Here is a 21,078-nt window from a genome sequence, read left to right on the forward strand (position 1 = left end):
CTTTAGAAAATAACTGATGAAATATCAAAAAAAGAGGTTTTCAACCTCTTTTTTATAGCTAAAATTTTATTTTCAACGTTAGTTGTTTGAATCAATTATTTTTTACTTTGTTTTTTCTCTAATGTATGACCCAGGTCAATGATATACTGCTTCAAGGAGTCTTTGACCTGCGGATGCTTGAGGGCGTAGTCGATTGAAGTCTTCATAAAGCCGAACTTGTCACCGACATCATAGCGATCTCCCTTAAATTCGCGAGCGAACACGCGTTGCGTCTTGTTAAGAGTATCAATCGCATCGGTCAGCTGAATCTCATTTCCAGCACCTGGCGCTTGCTTTTCTAAGATTTCAAAAATTTCTGGTGTCAGCAGGTAGCGGCCGATAATAGCCAAATCACTCGGTGCATCTTCAGGTTTTGGCTTTTCGACGAAAGTTTCCACGCTGTAGAGACCTTTGACACCTTCACCTTGAGGGGCAATCACACCATAAGAGGAAACTTCATCATGAGGGATCTGCATGACAGCGATGGTAGAAGCATGAGTAGCTTCGTAGTCATCAATCAATTGCTTGGTCAGTGGCACAGCCTTATCATTGGTGATGTCCATGAGATCATCGCCCAGCATGACAACGAAAGGCTCGTTTCCTACGAAAGCCTTGGCCTGAAGGACAGCATCTCCCAGTCCGCGCGGATGGCTTTGACGGATGAAGTGCAGACCGATACCAGTGGTTTCATCGACCAATTTGAGCAAGTCGTCTTTACCCTTTTCTTTGAGGTTATATTCCAATTCAAAGTTTGAGTCAAAGTGGTCTTCGATGGAGCGTTTTGACTTACCTGTGACAACTAGAATATCTTCAATTCCAGATTTGAGAGCTTCCTCAACGATGAACTGGATGGTTGGCTTGTCAACAATCGGCAACATTTCCTTGGCTAGAGCTTTAGTGGCTGGCAGGAAGCGGGTTCCGAGGCCAGCTGCAGGGATGACGGCTTTCTTAACTTTTGACATAATTATTTCCTTTCTATTAGAACGAAGTCCATTCGTTCTCAGCCTTGAATTCATTGTTCATGATTTCATAAATGGCATCTTTGATATTACAATTTTGATAAATAACCTTATAAATAGCCTGGGTAATCGGCATATAAACATCCAGCTCTTGAGCCAGTTCATAGGCTGCCTTGGTGGTAGAAATCCCTTCAATAACCATGCCCATATTGGCTTCAATATCAGCTAATTTCTCGCCGCGACCTAGAGCATTGCCGGCCCGCCAGTTGCGGGAGTGAACAGAGGTTCCAGTTACAATCAGGTCACCGACACCAGATAGGCCGCTATAAGTCAGAGGGTTGGCTCCTAACTTGACACCTAGACGTGTAATTTCGGCTAGACCGCGTGTGATAATAGCTGCCTTGGCGTTGTCACCATAGCCCAGTCCGTGGAGAGCACCAGCTCCAACTGCTATGATGTTTTTTAGAGCGCCTGCAGTCTCCACTCCGATGACGTCGGTATTAGTGTAGAGGCGGAAGTAGTGATTGCTGAAGAGCTCCTGTACATACTTAGCTGCTTCCAGATCCTTAGAAGCAGCAGTAATTAGGGTAATATCGCGTACAATGGTTTCCTCAGCATGGCTGGGACCTGAGACGACGACAATCTCGCTGCGTAGCTCTGCAGGGATTTCTTCTTCTAGGATAGTTGAAATCCGTTCGTGGGTATTGGGCTCCAGTCCCTTGGAGGCGTGCATGATTTTCACCTTGTGGTCCAGAGTTTGAGCTACTTGTTTGGCTACCAGACGGGTTACCTTGGTCGGCACGACAAAAAGCACGGCATCCGCATCTTTTAAAGCTTCTTCCAGGTCATGATAGGCCTTGATCTTTTCGTCCAGGACAATATCTTTGAAGTAGCGTTTATTGGTGTGTTCGTCGTTGATTTCGTTGATTTGCTCAGCGATATTTCCCCAAATACGAACCTCATGTCCGTTGTCATTTAACACTTGTGATAAGGCCGTTCCCCAAGAACCAGGACCAATCACAGCAACTCGTTGTTTATCCATATCTTCTCCTTATGATGAAATTCCGAGTCTGAATTTAAATCGGTTTTAGAGTCTATATCTCATTTTACCATATAATATAAGAAATTTCTTGCTTGACATTGTTTTTATGTGTGATATAGTAAGGAAACTAAGTCAAATAAGAAAAAAGTAGGAGGAAGCATGTTTTTTAAAAGTCTATTACGGTATAAATGGTATGCCCTGAGTTCGCTTTTGATGACCTCGCTGATGATTGCCAGCTCTCTTTTACTGCCCTGGTTTTTAAAGCACATCTTAGATGCTCTGCAGGAGCAAAATAGCCAGACCATCTACAGTATGGGCGGCTGGCTAATTGGCATCGGTTTTGTCGGACTGGTGGCAGGAGGGATTAATGTGACCTTGGCGGCTTATATTGCCCAAGCTGTCTCATCAGATCTCCGCGAGGAGACTTTCCGCAAGATTCAGACCTTTTCTTATGCCAATATCGAGGAATTCAACGCTGGTAATCTAGTCGTGCGGATGACGAATGACATCAATCAGATTCAAAATGTAACTATGATGCTCTTTCAAATTCTTCTTCGACTGCCCATTCTTTTTATCGGATCAGTTATCTTGGCCATTGTGACCATGCCCTCTCTCTGGTGGATTATCTTCTTGCTGATTGTGCTCATAGCTGGTCTAACGGCTGTCATGATGGGGATGATGGGGCCTCGTTTTAAGAAATTCCAGACTCTTTTGGATAAGATTAATGCCATTGCTAAGGAAAATCTTCGTGGTGTGCGAGTGGTCAAGTCCTTCGTTCGGGAGGAAGACCAGTTTCATAAGTTCAGTCAGGTGTCTGATGAACTTTTGTCAGAGAATCTCTATATTGGCTACGCTTTTTCAATCATTGAGCCAATGATGATGTTGGTCGGCTACAGCTCTGTTTACTTGGCTATCTGGACTCTATCTGGCATGATTCAGGCGGAGCCAGGACTGGTCAGCTCCATCGCTTCTTTTATCGGTTACCTGAGCCAGATTATTTTCACTATCATTATGGTTGGCTTCTTGGGAAATGGTGTGACGAGGGGGATCATTTCTATCCGTCGGATCAAGGAAGTATTGGCAACGGAGCCAGCTATGGCTTTCCCAGACTCGCCAGATGAAGAACTAGAAGGTAGCCTCAGCTTTGAGCATGTGACTTTTTCCTATCCCAATGATGACGAGCCAATGCTAAAGGATATCAGCTTTGAGGTAGAGCCTGGGCAAATGATTGGCGTTGTCGGTGCGACAGGCGCTGGCAAGTCCACCTTGGCTCAGCTGATTCCCCGTCTTTTTGACCCGCAGGAAGGTTCGGTCAAGATTGGCGGTCGAGATCTGCGAGAGCTTAGTCAGGGAACTCTTCGTAAAAATGTTTCTATCGTGCTGCAGCGGGCGATTCTATTTAGCGGGACCATTGCGGATAATCTCCGTCAGGGCAAGCTCAACGCTTCGCTGCCTGAAATGGAGCGGGCGGCTCGTATTGCCCAAGCCAGTGAATTTATCAGCCGTATGGAAGAGAGTTTTGACAGTGCAGTGGAGGAGCGTGGCAGCAACTTCTCTGGCGGTCAGAAGCAGCGGATGTCCATTGCCAGAGGTGTTGTCAACAATCCCAATATTTTGATTTTAGATGATTCGACCTCAGCCTTGGATGCCAAGTCAGAAAAGTTGGTTCAAGAAGCCTTGAACAAAGAGCTGCAAGGAACGACGACGATTATCATTGCTCAAAAGATTAGCTCTGTTGTACATGCAGATAAGATTCTGGTCTTGGATCAAGGACGGCTGATTGGTCAAGGGACACATGCGGAATTGGTCGCCACTAACGATGTTTACCGCGAAATTTACGAAACTCAGAAAGGGAAGGAGGACTAAGATGCGGACGATTGCATTTTTCTGGCAATATTTTAAGCGTTACAAATTATCCTTTGTCGTTGTCCTTTTGATGATGATAACAGCGACTGTTTTTCAGGTCCTTTTTCCGGTTTATGTCGGTCAGGCTGTTCAGCATTTGGTTGAGTTGGGACGTGCTTTTGCGGAGAAGGGTGAGACTGATCAAATTCTGTCGATTTTTGGCAGCGTCATGGGCAGTGTATTAGTGTCCTTTGTCTGCCTGTCTGTTTCTAGCTTGATTTATATGGTTTTGATGACCCGAGTTATTGCCCATTCGACCAATGAGATGCGCAAGGGCCTGTTTGGCAAGCTATCCAAGCTGACAGTTGCTTTCTTTGATCGCCATCAGGATGGAGATATTTTATCGCGCTTTACTAGCGACTTGGACAATATCCTGCAAGCTCTAAACGAGAGTATGATACAGGTTATGAGCAATGCCTTGCTCTATCTGGGCCTCGTGATTATCATGTTTGTCCAAAATGCTAGATTGGCCTGGATTACGGTAGCCAGCACTCCGGTTGCTTTTCTTCTTCTAGTGGTCATTGTCAGGTTGGCCAGGAAGTACACCAATCTTCAGCAAAAAGAAGTCGGCCGCCTCAATGCTTATATGGACGAGACTATTTCCGGTCAGAAAGCCGTTATCGTTCAGGGAATGCAGGAGGAGGTCATCAAAGGTTTCATTGAGCAGAATGACCGAGTACGCTCAGCAACCTTTAAAGGCCGAACATTTTCAGGGCTTCTTTTCCCTATTATGAACGGGATGAATTTGATTAATACAGCCATTGTGATTTTTGTTGGTTCGGCTGTCTTACTGAGCGACCCTAATGTCGAAACGGCTGTTGCAGTTGGCCTGATTACCACATTTACTCAGTTTTCTCAGCAGTATTATCAGCCCATCATCCAGATTGCAGCCAGCTGGGGCAGTTTGCAGTTGGCCTTTACAGGGGCTGACCGGATTCAGGAGATGTTTGATGCACCAGAGGAAGTCCGACCAGAGAATGCACCTGCTTTCACAGAGCTTACAGACTCCGTGGAGATCAAGCATGTGGACTTCTCTTATGTAGAAGGCAAGCCTATTCTCAAAGACGTATCTATTTTAGCCCCTAAGGGCAAGATGACGGCTGTTGTTGGCCCGACTGGTTCAGGTAAGACGACCATTATGAACCTGCTCAATCGTTTTTATGATGTGGATAGTGGCAGCATTGAGTTTGACGGTCGCGACATTCGGGACTATGAGCTGGATAGCTTACGGAGCCATGTGGGGATTGTCTTGCAGGATTCGGTGCTCTTTAGTGGTACGATTCGGGACAATATCCGCTTCGGTGTGCCGGATGCCAGTCAGGAGATGGTAGAAACGGCTGCGCGTGCGACTCATATCCATGACTATATCGAAAGTCTGCCAGACAAATACGATACCTTGGTAGATGATGACCAGAATATTTTCTCAACTGGGCAGAAACAGCTGATTTCCATTGCTAGAACTCTGCTGACTGACCCGCAAGTCTTGATTTTGGATGAAGCGACTTCCAATGTCGATACGGTAACAGAGAGCAAGATTCAACAGGCCATGGAAGCCGTTGTGGCTGGCCGGACTAGCTTTGTTATTGCTCACCGCCTCAAGACTATTCTAAATGCAGACCAGATTATCGTCCTCAAAGACGGAGAGGTCATCGAACAGGGCGATCATCACCAGCTCCTCAAACTCGGCGGTTTCTACTCAGAACTTTATCATAACCAGTTTGTCTTTGAGTAGCTGGTTGGTTTTGCAGTTGGATAATCAACTAGGCTTTTGAAGAATCAGATAGAAAATTAAAAAAATCCAGCAGGTTTCTTTTCCTGCTGGATTTTTAATTAACATCAAAGTAGTGATTATTTCACATGTTTAGCTAGATCCTCTTGGGCCTTTTTATTGGATTCCTCTTTTTCTTTTTTCCACTTTTCTTGGGCCTTTTGATAGTCTTTAGTCGTGACAATCTCATCACTGATTTCTACATATTTATGATAGTTTGCGTCTTTTGTACCTGTCTGAGCATAAGAGTTGGTAAATGGCACAATCCGAGAAATGAACGGTGCTGCTCCTCTGCTGCTCATAGTTGGCACAACGAGAGCGCTATCTGTCAGCCATGCTTGAGCTGCAGCATATTTTTCATAGCGCTTGTCAACATCTTGTGTTTCGTTTCCGGCCTCTTCGATCAGCTTGCTGTACTCATCTAGTCCTACAGCTTTAGCAGCAGCATTGTCTTTGCCTTCAAATCCAAGGTAGGTTCTGGTCTGAGTGCTGTTACCTGGCACTAAAATGTCCAGGTAAGTAGATGGATCTTGGTAGTCTGGATCCCAGGCAACGAGACCGTTGATATCCCAGTCTTCCTGGCTAGCAGCTTCAGCATTGAAGGTGATGTTTAGTGCTTCGTCCTCAGCCAGCATCTGTAGGTCTACAGAGACATTATCCTTTCCTAACGCCTCTTCTAATGATTGTTTCAGAGATTGCATACGGTTGACGAAGTTAGTAGAATTCTGAGCGACAGGAACATCTAGGTGAATTGGGAATTGTACGCCTTCATCTGCAAGAGCCTGCTTGGCTTTGGCAAATTCCGCTTTGGCTTTGTCAGCATTGTGGAGACCGTCTTGGCCGTCATCCAGCTTGATACCTTTCCACTCGTCACCATAGGAAGCTAGTGATTCTTCGACCAGAGTGCCAAATTCCTTGCCATTGGCCTGAACGAAAGTTGGCGGAACAAAGAGATTACGGACAGCTGGCTTGGCTGCATCTTCTCCATTGACTTGAGCCGAATAGCTTTCGCGGTTAAGGGCAAAGGCTAGAGCTTGGCGGAAGTCCTTGTTCAGCAGAGCTTTTTTGGTAGCTTCTTTTTGTTCATCGCTGGTTTTAGAAGTGTGGTTATAACTTTGACGGTCAATGTTAAAGCTGATTAGACCGACACCCGCTCCTGCTTCTGTCATGAAGATATTATCTTTGTATTTCTCGGCGATTGAGGAATAACTGGAAGTGGCTGGGTAGAGTCTTGCCAAACTGTAGCCGCCATCTCCAAAGGTCCGCGCTAATGAATCTTGGTCAGAACCATCGTAGTAAGACAGTTTGACACCATCAATCTTGACCTTGTCCTTATCCCAGTAATTAGGGTTCTTCTCAAATTCGACAGAGGATTTAGAAGTAATGGACTTCATGATAAATGGACCGTTATACAGAATGGAGTCGGCTTTGGTTGCCTGACCGAATTCCTTGCCTTGCTTTTCTAGAAAGGCCTCGTTGACCGGCATCATGACACCTGATGTTGTTTTAGAGTTCCAGTAGGTTTCAGGCTTGTTGAGTGTATATTGAACCGTATGATCGTCCAGTGCCTTGACTCCAACAGTTGAAAAGTCTTTGTTGGTACCGGCTGCATATTCACTCAGCCCCTTGATAGAATCTTGGATAAGAGGGAGAGCGTCTGATTTGACATCAGCAGCATGTTTGATACCTGCCACAAAGTCCTGAGCCGTGACATCTGCGTATTCTTCGCCATCAGCGGTATACCACTTGGCATCTTTGCGCAGCTTATAGGTATAGACGAGACCATCTGGAGAAACTGTCCAATCTTCTGCGATAGACGGAGCTAAGTTTCCATATTTATCATTTTCCAGCAAGCCATCTACACCATTTGTAGTCAGCTCGTGGGTAGACCCCTTTGCCGACTGGATGTAGTCCAAAGTTGTTGGATCAGACGTAAAGACATAGCTGTAGATTTTTTTGCTGGATTGGGAACTTCCGCCTCCAGAGCAAGCTGTAAGTAAGCCGACAGAGAGCAGAGTGAGCCCTGCGGCAAGAAGAATTTTTGATTTTCTCATAGGGACCTCCAAGTCATGAGTTTTTACACTGCTTATTATAACAAATTCCTGCCAAAAGTAAATAATTTTCTGATAATTCTGAAATGTTTTTCTAAATTTTAAAAAAGAGATTTATAGTGTTGCATATTCTGATAAAAAATTTTTATAACCAGCTTTAAAAAAATCTATTGGACGGCTTCGCAGAGGAGTGGTAAGATATACTATATCAAATAAGGGGGAATCACGGTATGTGCAGAACGATTGTTGGAATTTCAGCCAATCTTTGTCCAGTAGATGAAGCTGGAAAGAATATTCACACCTCTGTCTCACGCAAGTTTGTGGACGGCGTACGAATGGTTGGTGGCCTGCCGATGGTGATTCCCGTTGGGGATAAAAGTTTAGTTCAGGATTATGTAGAAACGATTGACAAGCTGATTTTGTCAGGCGGGCAAAATGTTCACCCACAGTTTTATGGGGAAGAGAAGACCATTGACAGTGATGACTACAATATTGTCCGCGATGAGTTTGAGTTGGCACTCTTGAAAGAAGCTCTGCGCCAAAACAAGCCCGTCATGGCCATCTGCCGCGGTCTGCAGTTGGTAAATGTTGCTTTTGGCGGCACTCTCAATCAACATATCGAAAATCACTGGCAGGGCTTGCCATTTGGTACTTCGCACTCCATTTGCACGGAGAAAGACAGCGTTGTAGAGCGTTTGTTTGGTCAGGCTAGCCAGATTAATTCGGTTCATCGACAAAGCATCAGAGACTTGGCACCTAATTTCCGCGCGACAGCTTTTGATCCAAGAGACAATACCATCGAAGCGATTGAATCGGTTGACAATCATCGTATCATAGGCCTTCAATGGCATCCGGAGTTTTTAATAAACGAAGAAAAGGGAAATCTGGAGCTGTTTCAGTACCTTTTGCAAGAGCTGTAAAAAATAATTTCATTTTCTTAAGTTACTTTTAGGAAAATTTAAGATAAGTGTTCTATACTAAGACCATAAACAAAGACCTCCTAACTTTGTTTAGAAATCCTAAAACTTTTCTTTTTCATAATAATCTCCCTATAAGAACCGCCCAATTGGCGGTTTTTTTGCTTGTTTTTTGCGAATTTAGTATAATAGGGACAGCAAAAATAGAAAAGAGAAATGCATGAAAATTCGAGGATTCGAGTTGGTTTCCAGCTTTACAAATGAAGATTTATTGCCAAAGAGAGAGACAGCTCACGCAGCTGGCTACGACTTGAAAGTGGCAGAGCGCACCCTCATAGCACCAGGAGAGATTAAGCTGGTTCCGACTGGTGTCAAGGCCTATATGCAGCCGAGCGAGGTGCTTTATCTTTACGATCGATCATCCAATCCTCGCAAAAAAGGGCTGGTTTTGATTAACTCCGTTGGGGTCATTGATGGCGACTACTATGGCAATCCTGGAAACGAAGGCCATATCTTTGCCCAAATGAAGAATATCACGGATCAGGAAGTCGTCCTTGAAGTTGGCGAACGTGTGGTTCAGGCTGTCTTTGCACCATTTCTGATTGCTGATAGAGATGAAGCGGAAGGCGTGAGAACCGGCGGATTTGGGTCGACTGGGAAATAGAGTAAGAAATGGCAGACTATTTATTAGTTGTAGATATGCAGTCAGATTATGTTGCTGTAGGAAAAGCATATGATCATGAAGCATTGACTGCGGCTGTCAATGACAAAATAGCCAGTTATCCCAGCGACTGGGTTATCTATATTCTCAACCGTTTTTTCTGGGAGAGAAAAGATAGGAAGAAGAAATTTGCGACTGGTTTGCAGGTTGTATCTTCTCGCATCTTTGAGAAGCGTCGGGCTTCTTGCTTTACCAATCCGGATTTAAAAGAGTTTTTAGAGGGAAATGGTGCTAAAAGCTTAGAGTTTATAGGAGTGGATGGCAATGGCTGTGTCAAAGCTTCCGTTTTGGCAGCTGTCAAGGAGAATTATCAGGTTTCCATCGATTTGTCCGCTGTCGGAGTTGCCAACCAGAAGAAATTCTCTAAAACACTGAAGCAATGGCAAGATTACGGAATTAAGATTAGATAGCTTTATGAGGGCATTAGTATGAAAATCATTTTTATCCGCCACGGAGAGCCAGATTATTCACTTTTGGAAGAGGCTGGTTATACTGGCTTTGGACTAGATTTGGCTCCCTTGTCGGCTGCTGGTCGTCGGATGGCGACAGAGGCCGCTGATAATCCTTTGCTGGAACAGGCGGAAATTCTGATCTCTTCTTCTGTGACGCGGGCTTTGGAGACGGCTTCCTATCTGATTCGAGACCGCCAACTCCCGCTTTTTGTGGAGCCTTTGCTGCATGAATGGCAGGTATATGAGAGTGGGACAGAAAAGTTTGAGCAGGCTCGGAAGTTATTTTTTGAAAACGATGGTTCTCTTCCTGCAGGAAGTCCTGTCCGTTATGAAACGGCTGAGCAGATGAAAGACCGCTTTGTGCGCACCCTAAGTAAATACAGAGAATACGAGACGGTAGCTCTTGTAGCTCACCGCATGCTCATCCGCCAGTTTGTAGCTGATCAGCAGATTGATTTTTGTCAGTTTGTTGAATGTGAATTGAAGTTTTAATGTTTCGTTGTAAAAAGAATCTTAATAAAAGGATTTTGAGATAGAAGAAAATATGAAAGAATTTAAGAACAAGGACTATGCAACAGAAATTCGTCAGAAAATTCCAGGCTATGATGTGATGCTAGATGTGATTTTCCGAGGAGTATTGCTCAGGTTAGCACCCAGTTTAAAAGTCGATAAGGTGTTAGCTTTGGCAAGCCAGACGGATGAGTTAAATGGTTTGGCATCCTTATTTCCTGAGGCAGGGTTGACGGTTGTGGAGCCAAGTGAGGCGATGCTACAAGAGCTTAAAAGTCAGGTTCATCTGCCTCAAGCGGAGTATCTTAATAATCGATTTGAAGAAGCAGTGCTACCTTCTGCTTATCAGATTTGTTCTTGCTTGCTAGTATTGCAGTTTGTTGAAAATCCCAGCTTTTTTCTTCGAAAAATTTATGAGTCTTTAAGTGAAGGTGGCCTTCTGATTCTTAGCTTTTTTTCCAACCAGCAACTAGGCTATTGGAAAACACTTGCTTCAGAGCTAGGAGCCAATCAGCAACAAGTTCAGCGTACTTATGAGAATCAAGCTAGTTTGATGAATACCCTCTCGCCTCAAGAAGTTGCAGGCTTGCTAGAAGAGGCTGGCTTTACTAATATAGAGCAAGTGTGTCAGGTCTTATCTACTTTTGTTTGGATTATTAGAAAATAAGGAGAATCACCATCGCTAAGAAAAAAACGACCTTTGTCTGTCAAAATTGTGAATATCATTCGCCCAAGTATCTAGGTCGCTGTCCTAACTGTGGCTCTTGGTCTTCTTTTGTTGAGGAAGTAGAGGCTGCTGAGGTCAAGCATGGCCGTGTTTCCTTGACAGGTGAAAAGACTCGGCCCATGAAGCTGGCTGAGGTCACTTCGATTGATGTCAATAGGACCAAGACGGAAATGGATGAGTTCAACCGTGTGCTGGGTGGTGGAGTCGTGCCTGGCAGTCTGGTTCTGATTGGTGGAGATCCTGGTATCGGGAAGTCCACCCTGCTATTGCAGGTGTCCACTCAGCTTTCTCATCAGGGCACCGTTCTCTATGTCAGCGGGGAGGAATCAGCTGAGCAGATTAAGCTGCGGGCGGAACGCCTCGGTGATATTGACAGTGAATTTTATCTCTACGCCGAGACCAATATGCAAAATATCCGCACAGAGATTGAAAAGATCAAGCCAGATTTTCTGATTATTGACTCCATTCAGACAGTTATGTCGCCGGAAATTTCCAGTGTCCAAGGCTCTGTTTCTCAGGTTCGAGAGGTGACAGCTGAGCTCATGCAGCTGGCCAAGACCAATAATATTGCGACCTTTATCGTTGGTCACATGACCAAGGAAGGAACCTTAGCTGGTCCTCGAACTTTGGAGCACATGGTGGACACCGTGCTTTATTTTGAGGGTGAACGTCAGCATACTTTCCGTATCTTGAGAGCAGTCAAGAACCGTTTTGGCTCTACCAATGAGATTGGTATTTTTGAGATGCAATCTGGCGGGTTAGTTGAGGTTATCAACCCCAGTGAAGTCTTTCTGGAAGAGCGTCTGGATGGGGCAACAGGATCTTCAATTGTCGTGACTATGGAAGGGACGCGGCCGATTTTGGCAGAGGTGCAGGCTTTGGTGACACCGACCATGTTCGGCAATGCCAAGCGAACCACGACTGGACTGGACTTTAACCGAGCCAGCCTTATCATGGCGGTTCTAGAAAAACGGGCAGGGCTCCTCCTGCAAAATCAAGATGCCTACCTCAAGTCTGCTGGTGGTGTCAAGCTAGATGAACCAGCCATTGATTTAGCAGTAGCGGTAGCCATTGCCTCCAGCTACAAGGATTTACCTACCAATCCCCAAGAGTGCTTTATTGGTGAAATTGGCCTGACTGGAGAAATTCGCCGGGTTAATCGCATCGAGCAGCGCATCAACGAAGCAGCAAAGCTGGGCTTCACTAAAGTCTACGCTCCTAAAAACTCTCTGAACGGCCTCAAAGTTTCAGACAATATCCAAGTTATTGGTGTGACGACGATTGGGGAAGTCTTAAAGAAAGTATTTTCTTGATTAAAGTAGTATTGCGAAAAGTTGTTGTGCGTGCTATAATATTGCTAGAAAAATTAGGATTTGTCTGGAAAACATCTATAAGTTGCTTTTCTAGACTTTTTAGGAGGATAATCAACCATGGTAGATCATCGTATGAATGTTTCTATTACCAATAATGCTCAATTTCCCTTGGCGGAGATTGCCTTAGATGCATCAGAGTCTGTTCGTATTCAGACTGGGAGCATGATATACCACACTCCCAACGTTGTCTTAAATGCTAAAGTGAATGCAGAGTCTCAATCAATCTTTGGCAAGGCAATCCAAGCTGTGGGCCGTTCTATGGCTTCTGGCGAAGGAGTGTTTATCACTGAAGCAACTGCTCAATCAAATAATGGTCGTCTAGCCTTAGCGCCTAATGTACCTGGTCAGATTGTTGCTCTGGAACAGCAATACCGCCTTAATGATGGGGCTTTTCTGGCTATGGATGGCTCTGCCTCTTATACTTTGGAGACGCAGTCGGTAGGTCGCGCTCTCTTTGGTGGCCAAGGGGGCTTTTATGTGATGAGTACCCAAGGTCAGGGGACACTCTTGGTAAATTCCTTTGGCTCGATTCAAAAGGTCGAGCTACATAATGATAGGATAACGATTGACAATGCCCACGTAGTAGCATGGAGTCGAGAGCTGGAATATGATATTCATTTAGAAAATGGTTTCTGGCAGTCCATGGGGACTGGTGAAGGAGTGGTTAATACCTTCTATGGAACTGGGGAAATTTACATCCAAAGTCTCAATATTGAAACCTTTGCAAATGTTCTTCGTCCACATCTACACATTGATAATTCTTGAAAATTTCTAGGAGAGACTCAGGCAGTCTCTTCTTTTTTGATGCTTCAGTTTTCCTTTGTTCAAAATGTAGGAAAATGTTATAATCAAGTCATAATAAGAAGGAGGCATTTCTTATGCGATTTTCTATGGACAGTAATATGCAGTTTCCTTTGGTTGAGTTGTCGCTCAATCAAGGAGAAACCGTCTTTATCCAGCGTGGCAGCATGGTCTACCACACGCCGAATGTAACCCTGAATACCCAGCTCAATGCAAGCGGTTCTGGCTTGGGACGTTTTGTCAAGGCTGTAGGGCGTTCGATGGTTTCTGGTGAAAGTACCTTCATTACCCAGGCTGTTTCCCAGTCTGATAATGGCTATCTTGCTTTGGCGCCAGATGCTCCTGGGCAAGTCATTCCTCTTCAGCTAGGTGAAAAGCAATATCGACTTAATGACGGCGCCTTTCTGGCTCTTGATGGTACGGCTTACTATACCATGGAGCGTCAGTCTGTCGGCAAGGCAATCTTTGGAGGTCAAGGCGGTCTCTTCGTTATGACAACTCAAGGTCAGGGCACTCTTTTGGCTAATGCCTTTGGCTCTATTAAGAAAATTGAGCTTCATAACCAAGAAGTGACTATTGACAATGCCCATGTAGTAGCTTGGAGCCAGTCTTTGAACTATAATATCCATCTGGAAAATGGCTTCTGGCAGTCTATCGGAACGGGTGAAGGAGTGGTCAACACCTTCCAAGGTACTGGTGAAGTCTATGTACAAAGTCTTAATCTTCAAACCTTTGCAGGTTTACTCAGCAAGTATATCCCAAGAAGCTCATAAGAAAGAAAACTAGGACAGAAGACCAGATTAGATGCTGGATTTACCTGTCCTATTTTTTGTAACAAAGTCGAGAACTGACAAATTGCAGAAAAGATGGTAAGATAATATAAAATTATTTGAATATCAAAGTACCAGCAAGGGGAAAGAATGTCATATTTTGAAAACTTTATGAAGGCCAATCAAGCCTTGAAAAGGCAACGGCCGCCTTTATGATTTAGCTGTTAGCACCATCGGATGCGAACTCGTTCGTGGCATTTTTGGCGGATTAAAGAAACGTTAGGAGAATAAAGTGACAATTACTATAAAACCTTATCAGAAATTGGATAAAGAGGCTGTTTTAGAATTATCAATTCAAGCTTGGTCTCCAGTTTTTCCAAAAATGGAAAAAGGAGTTCCTAAGTTTGTTTATGATAATTTTTATCCTCAAGGGTGGGAAAAAAGGCAAATCAATGATCTAACAGCAGTCTTAAATGAAGAGAGTCAGTTTGCCTGGTTAGCTTTTCTGGAGGAAGAATTAGTCGGATGGATTCACATTCGCTTGCACCCTGAGGATAAGATGGGTGAGATTTATATCCTAGCTGTTGCTCCAAGATATCAGCGTCAAGGTATTGGAAAAGCGCTCATGACCTATGCTTGTGATCAGATTAAACAAAAAGGAATGGAAATGGTCATGGTTGAGACGGGTGGTGATCTAGGTCATGCACCGGCTCGTAAAACCTATGAGAACTTTGGTTTTGAACAATGGCCCGTTGCTCGCTACTTTAAGAAGTTATAACTCACGGCTCTTTGTCAACTGTAGTGGGTGATAAAAGCTAGCACAGAGAGCAGTTCATATAGGTTCTCTCTTTTTTGAAGTTAGGGAAGTTCTAAAGCCAAAACCTAGTATGATAAAGTTAATTCGTTTGAACATCAAATAATATAATTAGTCAGGAGTCAAAATGTCATATTTTGAAAACTTTATGAAGGCCAATAAAGCTTATGTTGATCTGCATGGGACAGCACATCTGCCCATCAATCCCAAGACCAAGGTAGCTATTGTGACCTGCATGGACTCTAGGCTTCACGTGGCTCAGGCTCTGGGTCTAGCGCTTGGAGACGCTCATATTTTGCGCAATGCTGGCGGTCGGGTGACGGAGGACATGATTCGCTCGCTGGTCATCTCTCAGCAGCAGCTAGGAACGCGGGAAATCGTGGTTTTGCATCATACAGACTGCGGGGCACAGACTTTTAAGAATGAGGAGTTTACGGCCTATCTTCATAAAGAGCTAGGTGTCGATGTCAGTGATCAGGACTTTTTACCTTTTACAGATGTAGAGGAAAGTGTGCGTGAGGATATGGCCTTGCTGCGGCAGTCACCGCTAATCCCAGCTGATGTAAAAATCTCAGGCGCGGTTTATGATGTAGATACTGGTCGAATGACAGTTGTTGAGGAATAGTTGGGAAGTCAATTTCTTTGTCTGCGCATTGGCATTGAAATTGGCTCCTTTTTTATGTTAAAATAGAGAAACGATTTTAATTAGTTAGGACAATGTTATGATTCTTTCCATTATTTCTCAGGGATTGGTTTGGGCCATTTTAGGTCTAGGTATTTTTATGACCTTCCGGATTCTGGGCTTTCCTGATATGACGACAGAAGGCTCCTTCCCCTTGGGCGGGGCGGTGGCTGTTACCTTGATTACCAAAGGAGTCAATCCTTTTCTGGCAACAGCAGCGGCCGTTTTAGCAGGCTGTGCTGCGGGTGCAGTGACAGGTCTGCTCTATACCAAGGGGAAAATTCCGACCTTGCTTTCTGGGATTTTGGTCATGACCTCCTGCCACTCTATCATGCTGATGCTGATGGGCCGTGCCAATCTGGGGCTTTTAGGCAGCAGTAAAATTCAGGATATTCTGCCCTTTTCAGGGGAAGTCAATGACCTCTTGACTGGTTTGATTTTTGTCAGCCTAGTGATTGCAGCCCTGCTCTTTTTCTTGGATACTAAGCTAGGGCAGGCTTATATCGCGACTGGAGATAATCCGGACATGGCTCGCAGTTTTGGGATCAATACTGGCCGTATGGAGTTGATGGGACTGATTCTATCAAACGGCTTGATTGCTCTGGCTGGAGCGCTGATTGCCCAGCAGGAAGGCTATGCAGATGTTTCCCGCGGGATTGGAGTAATCGTAGTTGGTCTGGCCAGTCTTATCATTGGCGAGGTACTCTTCCGGAGTCTGACCTTGGCAGAGCGGCTGATTACCATTGTAGTTGGTGCGATTGCCTATCAGTTCTTGATCTGGGGTGTCATTGCTCTCGGCTTCAATACCAACTATCTCCGTCTTTACAGCGCGGTGATTCTGGCCGTCTGTCTCATGATTCCAACCCTGAAAAATAAATTCTTTAAAGGAGCCAAGTTAAGCAAATGACAGCGATTGTAGAATTAAGAAATGCAACCAAGCTTGTAAAGAGCGGCTTTGATGAAGAAAAAATCATCCTAAATGATGTTTCTTTAGACATTCACGAGCATGATTTTATTACAATTTTAGGTGGAAACGGTGCAGGAAAGTCAACCCTGTTCAATGTCATTGCCGGAACTCTCCCCCTAACCAGCGGCAGCATTCATATCTTGGGGGAAAATGTCACTCATTTTTCACCAGAAAAGCGGGCCAAGTACCTGTCCCGTGTCTTTCAGGATCCTAAGATGGGAACGGCTCCGCGGATGACAGTGGCGGAAAATCTTCTCATTGCCAAATTCCGAGGCGAAAAGCGTGGCTTGGTGCCCCGTGGACTCAACAGCTACAGGGAAGAGTTTCAGGCGACGATTGAGAAAATCGGTAATGGTCTGGACAAACATCTGGATACACCGATTGAATTTCTTTCTGGCGGGCAAAGACAGGCCTTGAGTCTGCTCATGGCAACGCTCAAGCGCCCAGAGCTTTTGCTTCTGGATGAGCATACTGCAGCGCTGGATCCTAAGACCAGTGTAGCCTTGATGGAGCTGACCAATGAGTTTGTCAGTCGTGACCGCCTCACAGCCCTTATGATTACTCATCACATGGAGGATGCCCTCAAATACGGTAACCGACTAATCGTCATGAAAGATGGGCAGATTATTCAGGACTTAAACAAAGACGCGAAAGCCAAGATGACCATCGCAGACTACTATGGCTTGTTTGAATAGGCTTTCTCAGAGTTTTGTAAAAACAAGAAAAAGAATATGTACTAAATAATGTACTGCTCCCACAAAGTTAGACAATTAATGTTCAAAAGGCACTCATAGATTAATAAAAACCGCTAGATTGCGGTTTTTTTGTTATCAAAATAGTCTAAATCACTCATCTAATCGAATAAACATCATTGCGTTAAGTAAGGAGATGAGTGCGACCGTATTAATATTATTGGAATAGATCAGTCTCTTGTTCTCAATGGGTGGAATAATAAAATTAGAAATGATGATATCGTAAGGTGATTCTTTTAAAGAATCAATTGATAGTTCTAATTTATTCCAAACTTCAAGTTCAAAATTATTACTGCAATAATAAGAAAGTGTCTCTGCTACCGATCTTGCATGATACTGATCAAAATTACTCATGACTAAAACTTTTAATTTGGGCTGATTTTGTAAAAGGTTCAGCACTAAATGTTTGCTGTGAGTGATAAAAGTATAGGATAGGTGGTTGACTTTCATTGGTGTGCTATGGATATCCAAAGTCTCTAGGTAGTGTTCAATCCCTTTTTTAATATCTGAAACAAATTGAGGGAAAATATTTTGAAAGTTCTTGATTGTATTCCCTTTTTGATCAAACAGAATAAATTCTGTAGATAGTTCCTGACGGTGCAGATGTGCTGTATTATGCAAATGCCAAATAAGATTGTCATTATTGTCTATTTTTAGATTATATTTGCTTTCTATCTGATCAATTAAATCACTTAATAATTGATACGAATTTTTTACATAGCTGTCTGTTTTTGCGCAGCTCATAAATAGATTTTCATCAATGAAAAACATTTTTTGAAAATAGGAGACAAATAGTTGGCCTATCACTTCTTTATTCAAAGAGATATGGTATTCAGAATCAAAGCTTGCTACAATGTCTTCGATTCCTTCTGCCTGCATGAAAGATTCTAACAATTGATTGTTAAAAGAATCTTTCTCAACTTCTAAGAAATGACCAAACTTTATTCGATATAAATTTGTAACGAGGAGCAATTTTAACATTCGTTGAGTTGCGAAATTGACAGGGAATGCAGTTTCTTTATAGACCAGTGCTAACAGCTTACACAAAGGTTCTACTGAAAAATCTGTAAAGGGCCATTCAAGAAAATAATATTTTTCCGAAAAATATTGTGCAAAAAAATAACGGATATCAATCTCATCTTCAATAATCCGAGCAGGATTGAGACTAATTTTGAAATTATATTGTTTTTTTATAATTTTGTTAATATGACTGATTATACGATAGAGTGAGGAAGAGCTTATATAAAACTCTTTACAAAGACTCTCAGTTTCATATCCTTCGTTAAAGAAGATGAATTCTAAAATTGAAAAATGGGTTGAGTGCTTAAAAAAATGGTGATACACCATCTCAATATCACTATCATCGGTATTAATGATACGTATGCCATTAGTGGACGAGTGAAAAATCAATTGAGGAAACGCAGACTTGACATGGGATAAATCATCTTTTACTGAACGTTCTGTACAATTCAATAGTTCAGCCAGTTCAGAAATATGAAACCAGCGTTTATTTTTAAATAGTAGTTCTAATAGTTCTAATTGCCTGTGGCTCTTTTTAGATAGTAATTCTCGCATTAAAATATTATCTTTCTTTATATAGTGTTTTTATTATCAGGCAATTATACCATATTTTATGCATTTAACCTCGTTTAACAACTCTAAAATATATCTAAAAATGCTGATAAAAGCCTATAGAACAAGGAATTCTTATCTTTGCGTATCTATAGTACAGATAAACGGAAAGAAAACCAAGTTGAATTATTATGTTTCCAAGTTGGAAAATTATATAATTATGTTAATCAAAAAATAATAGTAAAAAATATTATTAAACAATTTTGATTTAGAAAAAATTAGAAAGGAGAATCAATATGCTTTGGTCTATTATTGTTGGAGGTGTTATTGGTCTTATTGCTGGATCAATCACTAAAAAAGGCGGCTCAATGGGTGTTATTGCAAACGTTGTTGCAGGTTTAGTTGGTTCTGCTGTCGGTCAGTCACTTTTGGGAACTTGGGGTCCTAGTTTGGCTGGTATGGCCTTGCTTCCTTCTATCATTGGTGCAGTTATTGTAGTAGCTGTTGTATCATTTTTTGTAGGTAAAAATGCATAAATTGTCTTTTTACTTTCAACATACAATTTAAAATTTAATGATGTGAGGATTCAATATGTCAAAATCAAGAAAAATACTTTCCCTTATTTTCTGTATTTTAATCTTGACAATTTTGATTCCTGTTTTGCTAGACTTTCATAAAGTCAGCGGTCTGGGGCTCCAGTTATTTAGTTGGAAGTTATTCACGTGGAAGCAGATTCCTTTTGTGGGCTACTATCTTTCTAGGTATGTTTTCTGGGGCACTGTGGTTTTAGCAAGCTTAATCTTACTACTAATGTTAGTGATAGTTTTTTATCCTAAGAGACGTTTGGAAATTCAGCTAGCTGATGCGGATGGGAAACTGATGCTGAAAAATTCAGCGATTGAAGGGTTTGTTCGTAGTCTGTTAACAGAACACGGTTTAATTAAAGATCCTACAGTTTCAGTAAATAGCCGTAAAAACAAATGCATGGTTTCTGTTAAAGGGGCAATCGTTCCTTCGGAAAACATCATTAAGAGAAGTCAGTTGATTCAAGAAGAAATTGCGTCTGGATTGACAGAATTCTTCGGAATCAATCATAATGTCAAGCTTAAAATCTCTGTCTCAGACTTCAAGCCAAAAGAAGCGGCTAAAAAAACTACTAGTCGTGTAAAGTAAGGAAGTAAAAAATGGAATGGTTTAAAAAATATCAATATCCAATCTTGTCTGGATTAGCAGGCATTATTCTAGCATGTTTTATCCTATCCTTTGGCTTCTTTAAGACTCTATTTGTCTTGATTTGCGCTACTCTAGGGGCAGGAATCGGATATTATATTCAAAACAAAAATATATTTAAATAAGAATAAAGGAGTTTAACATGTCAAATAAAGATGTTAAAGATGTTGCTAAAAAAGAAGTTGCTCAAGCAGCTCATGAAGTAAAAGGTGAATTGACTTATGATGATAAGGTCATTCAAAAAATTATCGGTCTCTCTTTAGAGAAAGTTTCAGGTTTGCTGGCTGTTGACGGCGGCTTCTTCTCTAACATAAAAGATAAATTGGTCAACTCTGACAATGTCACTCATGGTGTCAATGTTGAAGTTGGTAAAGAACAAGTCGCTGTTGACCTGAATGTGGTTGCAGAATATCAAAAGAATGTTCCTGCTTTATACAAAGAAATCAAGAAAGTCGTTGCAGAAGAAGTTTCTAAGATGACTGATTTGGAAGTTGTTGAAGTAAATGTCAATGTTGTTGATATTAAAACAAAAGAACAACACGAAGCGGATTCAGTAAGCCTTCAAGACCGAGTGACAGATGTTGCTGAATCAACAGGCGAATTTGCTTCAGAGCAGTTCGAAAAAGCAAAATCTGGCATTAGCGGTGGTTTCTCAGCTGTTCAAGAAAAAGTTGGCGATGGTGTAGAGGCTGTTAAAGACGCTGCATCAAATGAAAAAGCTCGCGTTCGTTAATTCTCTAACTAAGTTTAGGAATTCTTATATTCTTTCATTGCTTTAAAAATTGAAACTAATAACGGAGGTATCAATTATGTCTACAGAAGAAAAATTCAACCAAGCTAAAGGTTCTGTTAAAGAAGGCCTAGGCAAATTAACTGGTGATAAAAAAACAGAAAAAGAAGGAGCTGCTGAAAAAGTAGTTTCTAAAGTTAAAGAAGTTGCAGTAGATGCCAAAGATGCCGTTGAAGGCGCAATCGAAGGCGTTAAAAATATGGTTAAAAAAGACGATAAATAAGACCAATAGTTGA

The 21,078-nt window shown here is 42.5% G+C and carries 23 protein-coding genes and 2 pseudogenes; 21 read left to right on the forward strand and 4 right to left on the reverse strand.

Annotated features, from left to right (window positions below; genetic code table 11):
* Nucleotides 1-95: 95 nt before the first annotated feature.
* Nucleotides 96-1,001, reverse strand: coding sequence for a UTP--glucose-1-phosphate uridylyltransferase GalU (gene galU, locus K4I03_RS11055; protein ID WP_227965341.1), 906 nt, complete (start codon nt 999-1,001; stop codon nt 96-98).
* Between the two features lie 16 nt (nt 1,002-1,017).
* On the reverse strand, nt 1,018-2,040 hold the full coding sequence (locus K4I03_RS11060) for an NAD(P)H-dependent glycerol-3-phosphate dehydrogenase (RefSeq protein ID WP_227965342.1): 1,023 nt from the start codon (nt 2,038-2,040) through the stop codon (nt 1,018-1,020).
* Nucleotides 2,041-2,199: 159 nt separating this feature from the next.
* On the opposite strand from K4I03_RS11060, the gene K4I03_RS11065 reads away from it, so the two are divergent.
* The 4 genes and pseudogenes from K4I03_RS11065 (at nt 2,200) to K4I03_RS12665 (ending at nt 5,677) form a co-directional block, all read left to right on the forward strand.
* On the forward strand, nt 2,200-3,906 hold the full coding sequence (locus K4I03_RS11065) for an ABC transporter ATP-binding protein (RefSeq protein ID WP_032910568.1): 1,707 nt from the start codon (nt 2,200-2,202) through the stop codon (nt 3,904-3,906).
* 1 nt (nt 3,907) lies between these two features.
* Nucleotides 3,908-4,046: pseudogene (locus K4I03_RS12655) on the forward strand (ABC transporter ATP-binding protein); the annotation flags it as partial.
* Nucleotides 4,025-4,753: pseudogene (locus K4I03_RS12660) on the forward strand (ABC transporter permease); the annotation flags it as partial. The pseudogenes K4I03_RS12655 and K4I03_RS12660, both read left to right, overlap by 22 nt.
* Before the next feature lie 135 nt (nt 4,754-4,888).
* Entirely contained in the window at nt 4,889-5,677 is a 789-nt protein-coding gene (locus K4I03_RS12665; protein WP_373276230.1) for an ABC transporter ATP-binding protein, read from the forward strand.
* Between the two features lie 116 nt (nt 5,678-5,793).
* On the opposite strand, the gene K4I03_RS11075 is transcribed toward K4I03_RS12665, so the two are convergent.
* Nucleotides 5,794-7,767 (reverse strand): peptide ABC transporter substrate-binding protein, encoded by a 1,974-nt coding sequence (locus K4I03_RS11075; RefSeq protein ID WP_227965345.1) that lies wholly within the window; start codon nt 7,765-7,767, stop codon nt 5,794-5,796.
* 227 nt (nt 7,768-7,994) lie between these two features.
* Between K4I03_RS11075 and K4I03_RS11080 the strand changes: the two genes are divergently transcribed.
* The 12 genes from K4I03_RS11080 (at nt 7,995) to K4I03_RS11135 (ending at nt 17,193) form a co-directional block, all read left to right on the forward strand.
* On the forward strand, nt 7,995-8,684 hold the full coding sequence (locus K4I03_RS11080; protein WP_227965347.1) for a gamma-glutamyl-gamma-aminobutyrate hydrolase family protein: 690 nt from the start codon (nt 7,995-7,997) through the stop codon (nt 8,682-8,684).
* Nucleotides 8,685-8,901: 217 nt separating this feature from the next.
* The gene (locus tag K4I03_RS11085) at nt 8,902-9,345 is read left to right on the forward strand and encodes a dUTP diphosphatase (protein WP_227965349.1); all 444 of its coding nucleotides are present in this window, start codon (nt 8,902-8,904) and stop codon (nt 9,343-9,345) included.
* 8 nt (nt 9,346-9,353) lie between these two features.
* Nucleotides 9,354-9,812, forward strand: a complete 459-nt coding sequence (locus K4I03_RS11090; RefSeq protein ID WP_227965351.1) for an isochorismatase family protein — start codon at nt 9,354-9,356, stop codon at nt 9,810-9,812.
* Nucleotides 9,813-9,830: 18 nt separating this feature from the next.
* A complete protein-coding gene (locus K4I03_RS11095; RefSeq protein ID WP_227965353.1) occupies nt 9,831-10,346 on the forward strand; it encodes a histidine phosphatase family protein in 516 nt (171 codons plus the stop codon).
* Between the two features lie 52 nt (nt 10,347-10,398).
* On the forward strand, nt 10,399-11,031 hold the full coding sequence (locus K4I03_RS11100) for a class I SAM-dependent methyltransferase (RefSeq protein ID WP_227965355.1): 633 nt from the start codon (nt 10,399-10,401) through the stop codon (nt 11,029-11,031).
* Between the two features lie 5 nt (nt 11,032-11,036).
* Nucleotides 11,037-12,404, forward strand: coding sequence for a DNA repair protein RadA (gene radA / locus K4I03_RS11105; RefSeq protein WP_227965577.1), 1,368 nt, complete (start codon nt 11,037-11,039; stop codon nt 12,402-12,404).
* 117 nt (nt 12,405-12,521) lie between these two features.
* Nucleotides 12,522-13,229, forward strand: coding sequence for a TIGR00266 family protein (locus K4I03_RS11110; protein WP_227965358.1), 708 nt, complete (start codon nt 12,522-12,524; stop codon nt 13,227-13,229).
* A 113-nt stretch (nt 13,230-13,342) separates the two neighbouring features.
* The gene (locus tag K4I03_RS11115) at nt 13,343-14,038 is read left to right on the forward strand and encodes a TIGR00266 family protein (protein ID WP_227965360.1); all 696 of its coding nucleotides are present in this window, start codon (nt 13,343-13,345) and stop codon (nt 14,036-14,038) included.
* 289 nt (nt 14,039-14,327) lie between these two features.
* Nucleotides 14,328-14,813: a GNAT family N-acetyltransferase gene (locus tag K4I03_RS11120; protein WP_002893940.1), complete on the forward strand. Its 486-nt coding sequence runs from the start codon at nt 14,328-14,330 to the stop codon at nt 14,811-14,813.
* 163 nt (nt 14,814-14,976) lie between these two features.
* The gene (locus K4I03_RS11125) at nt 14,977-15,474 is read left to right on the forward strand and encodes a beta-class carbonic anhydrase (protein ID WP_002922537.1); all 498 of its coding nucleotides are present in this window, start codon (nt 14,977-14,979) and stop codon (nt 15,472-15,474) included.
* Nucleotides 15,475-15,571: 97 nt separating this feature from the next.
* Nucleotides 15,572-16,438 carry an ABC transporter permease gene (locus K4I03_RS11130; RefSeq protein ID WP_227965368.1) on the forward strand — a complete coding sequence of 289 codons (867 nt, stop codon included), beginning with the start codon at nt 15,572-15,574 and terminating at the stop codon, nt 16,436-16,438.
* Entirely contained in the window at nt 16,435-17,193 is a 759-nt protein-coding gene (locus K4I03_RS11135; RefSeq protein ID WP_227965370.1) for an ABC transporter ATP-binding protein, read from the forward strand. The genes K4I03_RS11130 and K4I03_RS11135 overlap by 4 nt, the downstream gene beginning before the upstream one ends.
* A 150-nt stretch (nt 17,194-17,343) precedes the next feature.
* Here the strand turns inward: K4I03_RS11135 and K4I03_RS11140 are convergent, their stop codons facing one another.
* On the reverse strand, nt 17,344-18,825 hold the full coding sequence (locus K4I03_RS11140) for a M protein trans-acting positive regulator PRD domain-containing protein (protein ID WP_227965373.1): 1,482 nt from the start codon (nt 18,823-18,825) through the stop codon (nt 17,344-17,346).
* Between the two features lie 293 nt (nt 18,826-19,118).
* Between K4I03_RS11140 and K4I03_RS11145 the strand changes: the two genes are divergently transcribed.
* The 5 genes from K4I03_RS11145 (at nt 19,119) to K4I03_RS11165 (ending at nt 21,065) form a co-directional block, all read left to right on the forward strand.
* On the forward strand, nt 19,119-19,358 hold the full coding sequence (locus K4I03_RS11145) for a GlsB/YeaQ/YmgE family stress response membrane protein (RefSeq protein ID WP_002920347.1): 240 nt from the start codon (nt 19,119-19,121) through the stop codon (nt 19,356-19,358).
* A 55-nt stretch (nt 19,359-19,413) separates the two neighbouring features.
* Entirely contained in the window at nt 19,414-19,995 is a 582-nt protein-coding gene (amaP, locus tag K4I03_RS11150; RefSeq protein WP_002899157.1) for an alkaline shock response membrane anchor protein AmaP, read from the forward strand.
* 11 nt (nt 19,996-20,006) lie between these two features.
* On the forward strand, nt 20,007-20,177 hold the full coding sequence (locus K4I03_RS11155; RefSeq protein WP_002899156.1) for a DUF2273 domain-containing protein: 171 nt from the start codon (nt 20,007-20,009) through the stop codon (nt 20,175-20,177).
* 17 nt (nt 20,178-20,194) lie between these two features.
* Nucleotides 20,195-20,785: an Asp23/Gls24 family envelope stress response protein gene (locus K4I03_RS11160; RefSeq protein WP_002902153.1), complete on the forward strand. Its 591-nt coding sequence runs from the start codon at nt 20,195-20,197 to the stop codon at nt 20,783-20,785.
* A 76-nt stretch (nt 20,786-20,861) separates the two neighbouring features.
* Nucleotides 20,862-21,065: a CsbD family protein gene (locus K4I03_RS11165; protein ID WP_002899152.1), complete on the forward strand. Its 204-nt coding sequence runs from the start codon at nt 20,862-20,864 to the stop codon at nt 21,063-21,065.
* Nucleotides 21,066-21,078 lie beyond the last annotated feature (13 nt).

Origin of the sequence: Streptococcus sanguinis, from assembly GCF_020729725.1 — a bacterium.
GTDB lineage: Bacteria > Bacillota > Bacilli > Lactobacillales > Streptococcaceae > Streptococcus > Streptococcus sanguinis_V.

What these genes read in the sequence shown, in the direction of transcription:
- galU (WP_227965341.1), bottom strand. Translation starts at nt 1,001, where the DNA reads ATGTCAAAAGTTAAGAAAGCCGTCATCCCTGCAGCTGGCCTCGGAACC.
- K4I03_RS11060 (WP_227965342.1), bottom strand. Translation starts at nt 2,040, where the DNA reads ATGGATAAACAACGAGTTGCTGTGATTGGTCCTGGTTCTTGGGGAACG.
- K4I03_RS11065 (WP_032910568.1), top strand. Translation starts at nt 2,200, where the DNA reads ATGTTTTTTAAAAGTCTATTACGGTATAAATGGTATGCCCTGAGTTCG.
- K4I03_RS12665 (WP_373276230.1), top strand. Translation starts at nt 4,889, where the DNA reads ATGTTTGATGCACCAGAGGAAGTCCGACCAGAGAATGCACCTGCTTTC.
- K4I03_RS11075 (WP_227965345.1), bottom strand. Translation starts at nt 7,767, where the DNA reads ATGAGAAAATCAAAAATTCTTCTTGCCGCAGGGCTCACTCTGCTCTCT.
- K4I03_RS11080 (WP_227965347.1), top strand. Translation starts at nt 7,995, where the DNA reads ATGTGCAGAACGATTGTTGGAATTTCAGCCAATCTTTGTCCAGTAGAT.
- K4I03_RS11085 (WP_227965349.1), top strand. Translation starts at nt 8,902, where the DNA reads ATGAAAATTCGAGGATTCGAGTTGGTTTCCAGCTTTACAAATGAAGAT.
- K4I03_RS11090 (WP_227965351.1), top strand. Translation starts at nt 9,354, where the DNA reads ATGGCAGACTATTTATTAGTTGTAGATATGCAGTCAGATTATGTTGCT.
- K4I03_RS11095 (WP_227965353.1), top strand. Translation starts at nt 9,831, where the DNA reads ATGAAAATCATTTTTATCCGCCACGGAGAGCCAGATTATTCACTTTTG.
- K4I03_RS11100 (WP_227965355.1), top strand. Translation starts at nt 10,399, where the DNA reads ATGAAAGAATTTAAGAACAAGGACTATGCAACAGAAATTCGTCAGAAA.
- K4I03_RS11110 (WP_227965358.1), top strand. Translation starts at nt 12,522, where the DNA reads ATGGTAGATCATCGTATGAATGTTTCTATTACCAATAATGCTCAATTT.
- K4I03_RS11115 (WP_227965360.1), top strand. Translation starts at nt 13,343, where the DNA reads ATGCGATTTTCTATGGACAGTAATATGCAGTTTCCTTTGGTTGAGTTG.
- K4I03_RS11125 (WP_002922537.1), top strand. Translation starts at nt 14,977, where the DNA reads ATGTCATATTTTGAAAACTTTATGAAGGCCAATAAAGCTTATGTTGAT.
- K4I03_RS11130 (WP_227965368.1), top strand. Translation starts at nt 15,572, where the DNA reads ATGATTCTTTCCATTATTTCTCAGGGATTGGTTTGGGCCATTTTAGGT.
- K4I03_RS11135 (WP_227965370.1), top strand. Translation starts at nt 16,435, where the DNA reads ATGACAGCGATTGTAGAATTAAGAAATGCAACCAAGCTTGTAAAGAGC.
- K4I03_RS11140 (WP_227965373.1), bottom strand. Translation starts at nt 18,825, where the DNA reads ATGCGAGAATTACTATCTAAAAAGAGCCACAGGCAATTAGAACTATTA.
- K4I03_RS11145 (WP_002920347.1), top strand. Translation starts at nt 19,119, where the DNA reads ATGCTTTGGTCTATTATTGTTGGAGGTGTTATTGGTCTTATTGCTGGA.
- amaP (WP_002899157.1), top strand. Translation starts at nt 19,414, where the DNA reads ATGTCAAAATCAAGAAAAATACTTTCCCTTATTTTCTGTATTTTAATC.
- K4I03_RS11155 (WP_002899156.1), top strand. Translation starts at nt 20,007, where the DNA reads ATGGAATGGTTTAAAAAATATCAATATCCAATCTTGTCTGGATTAGCA.
- K4I03_RS11160 (WP_002902153.1), top strand. Translation starts at nt 20,195, where the DNA reads ATGTCAAATAAAGATGTTAAAGATGTTGCTAAAAAAGAAGTTGCTCAA.
- K4I03_RS11165 (WP_002899152.1), top strand. Translation starts at nt 20,862, where the DNA reads ATGTCTACAGAAGAAAAATTCAACCAAGCTAAAGGTTCTGTTAAAGAA.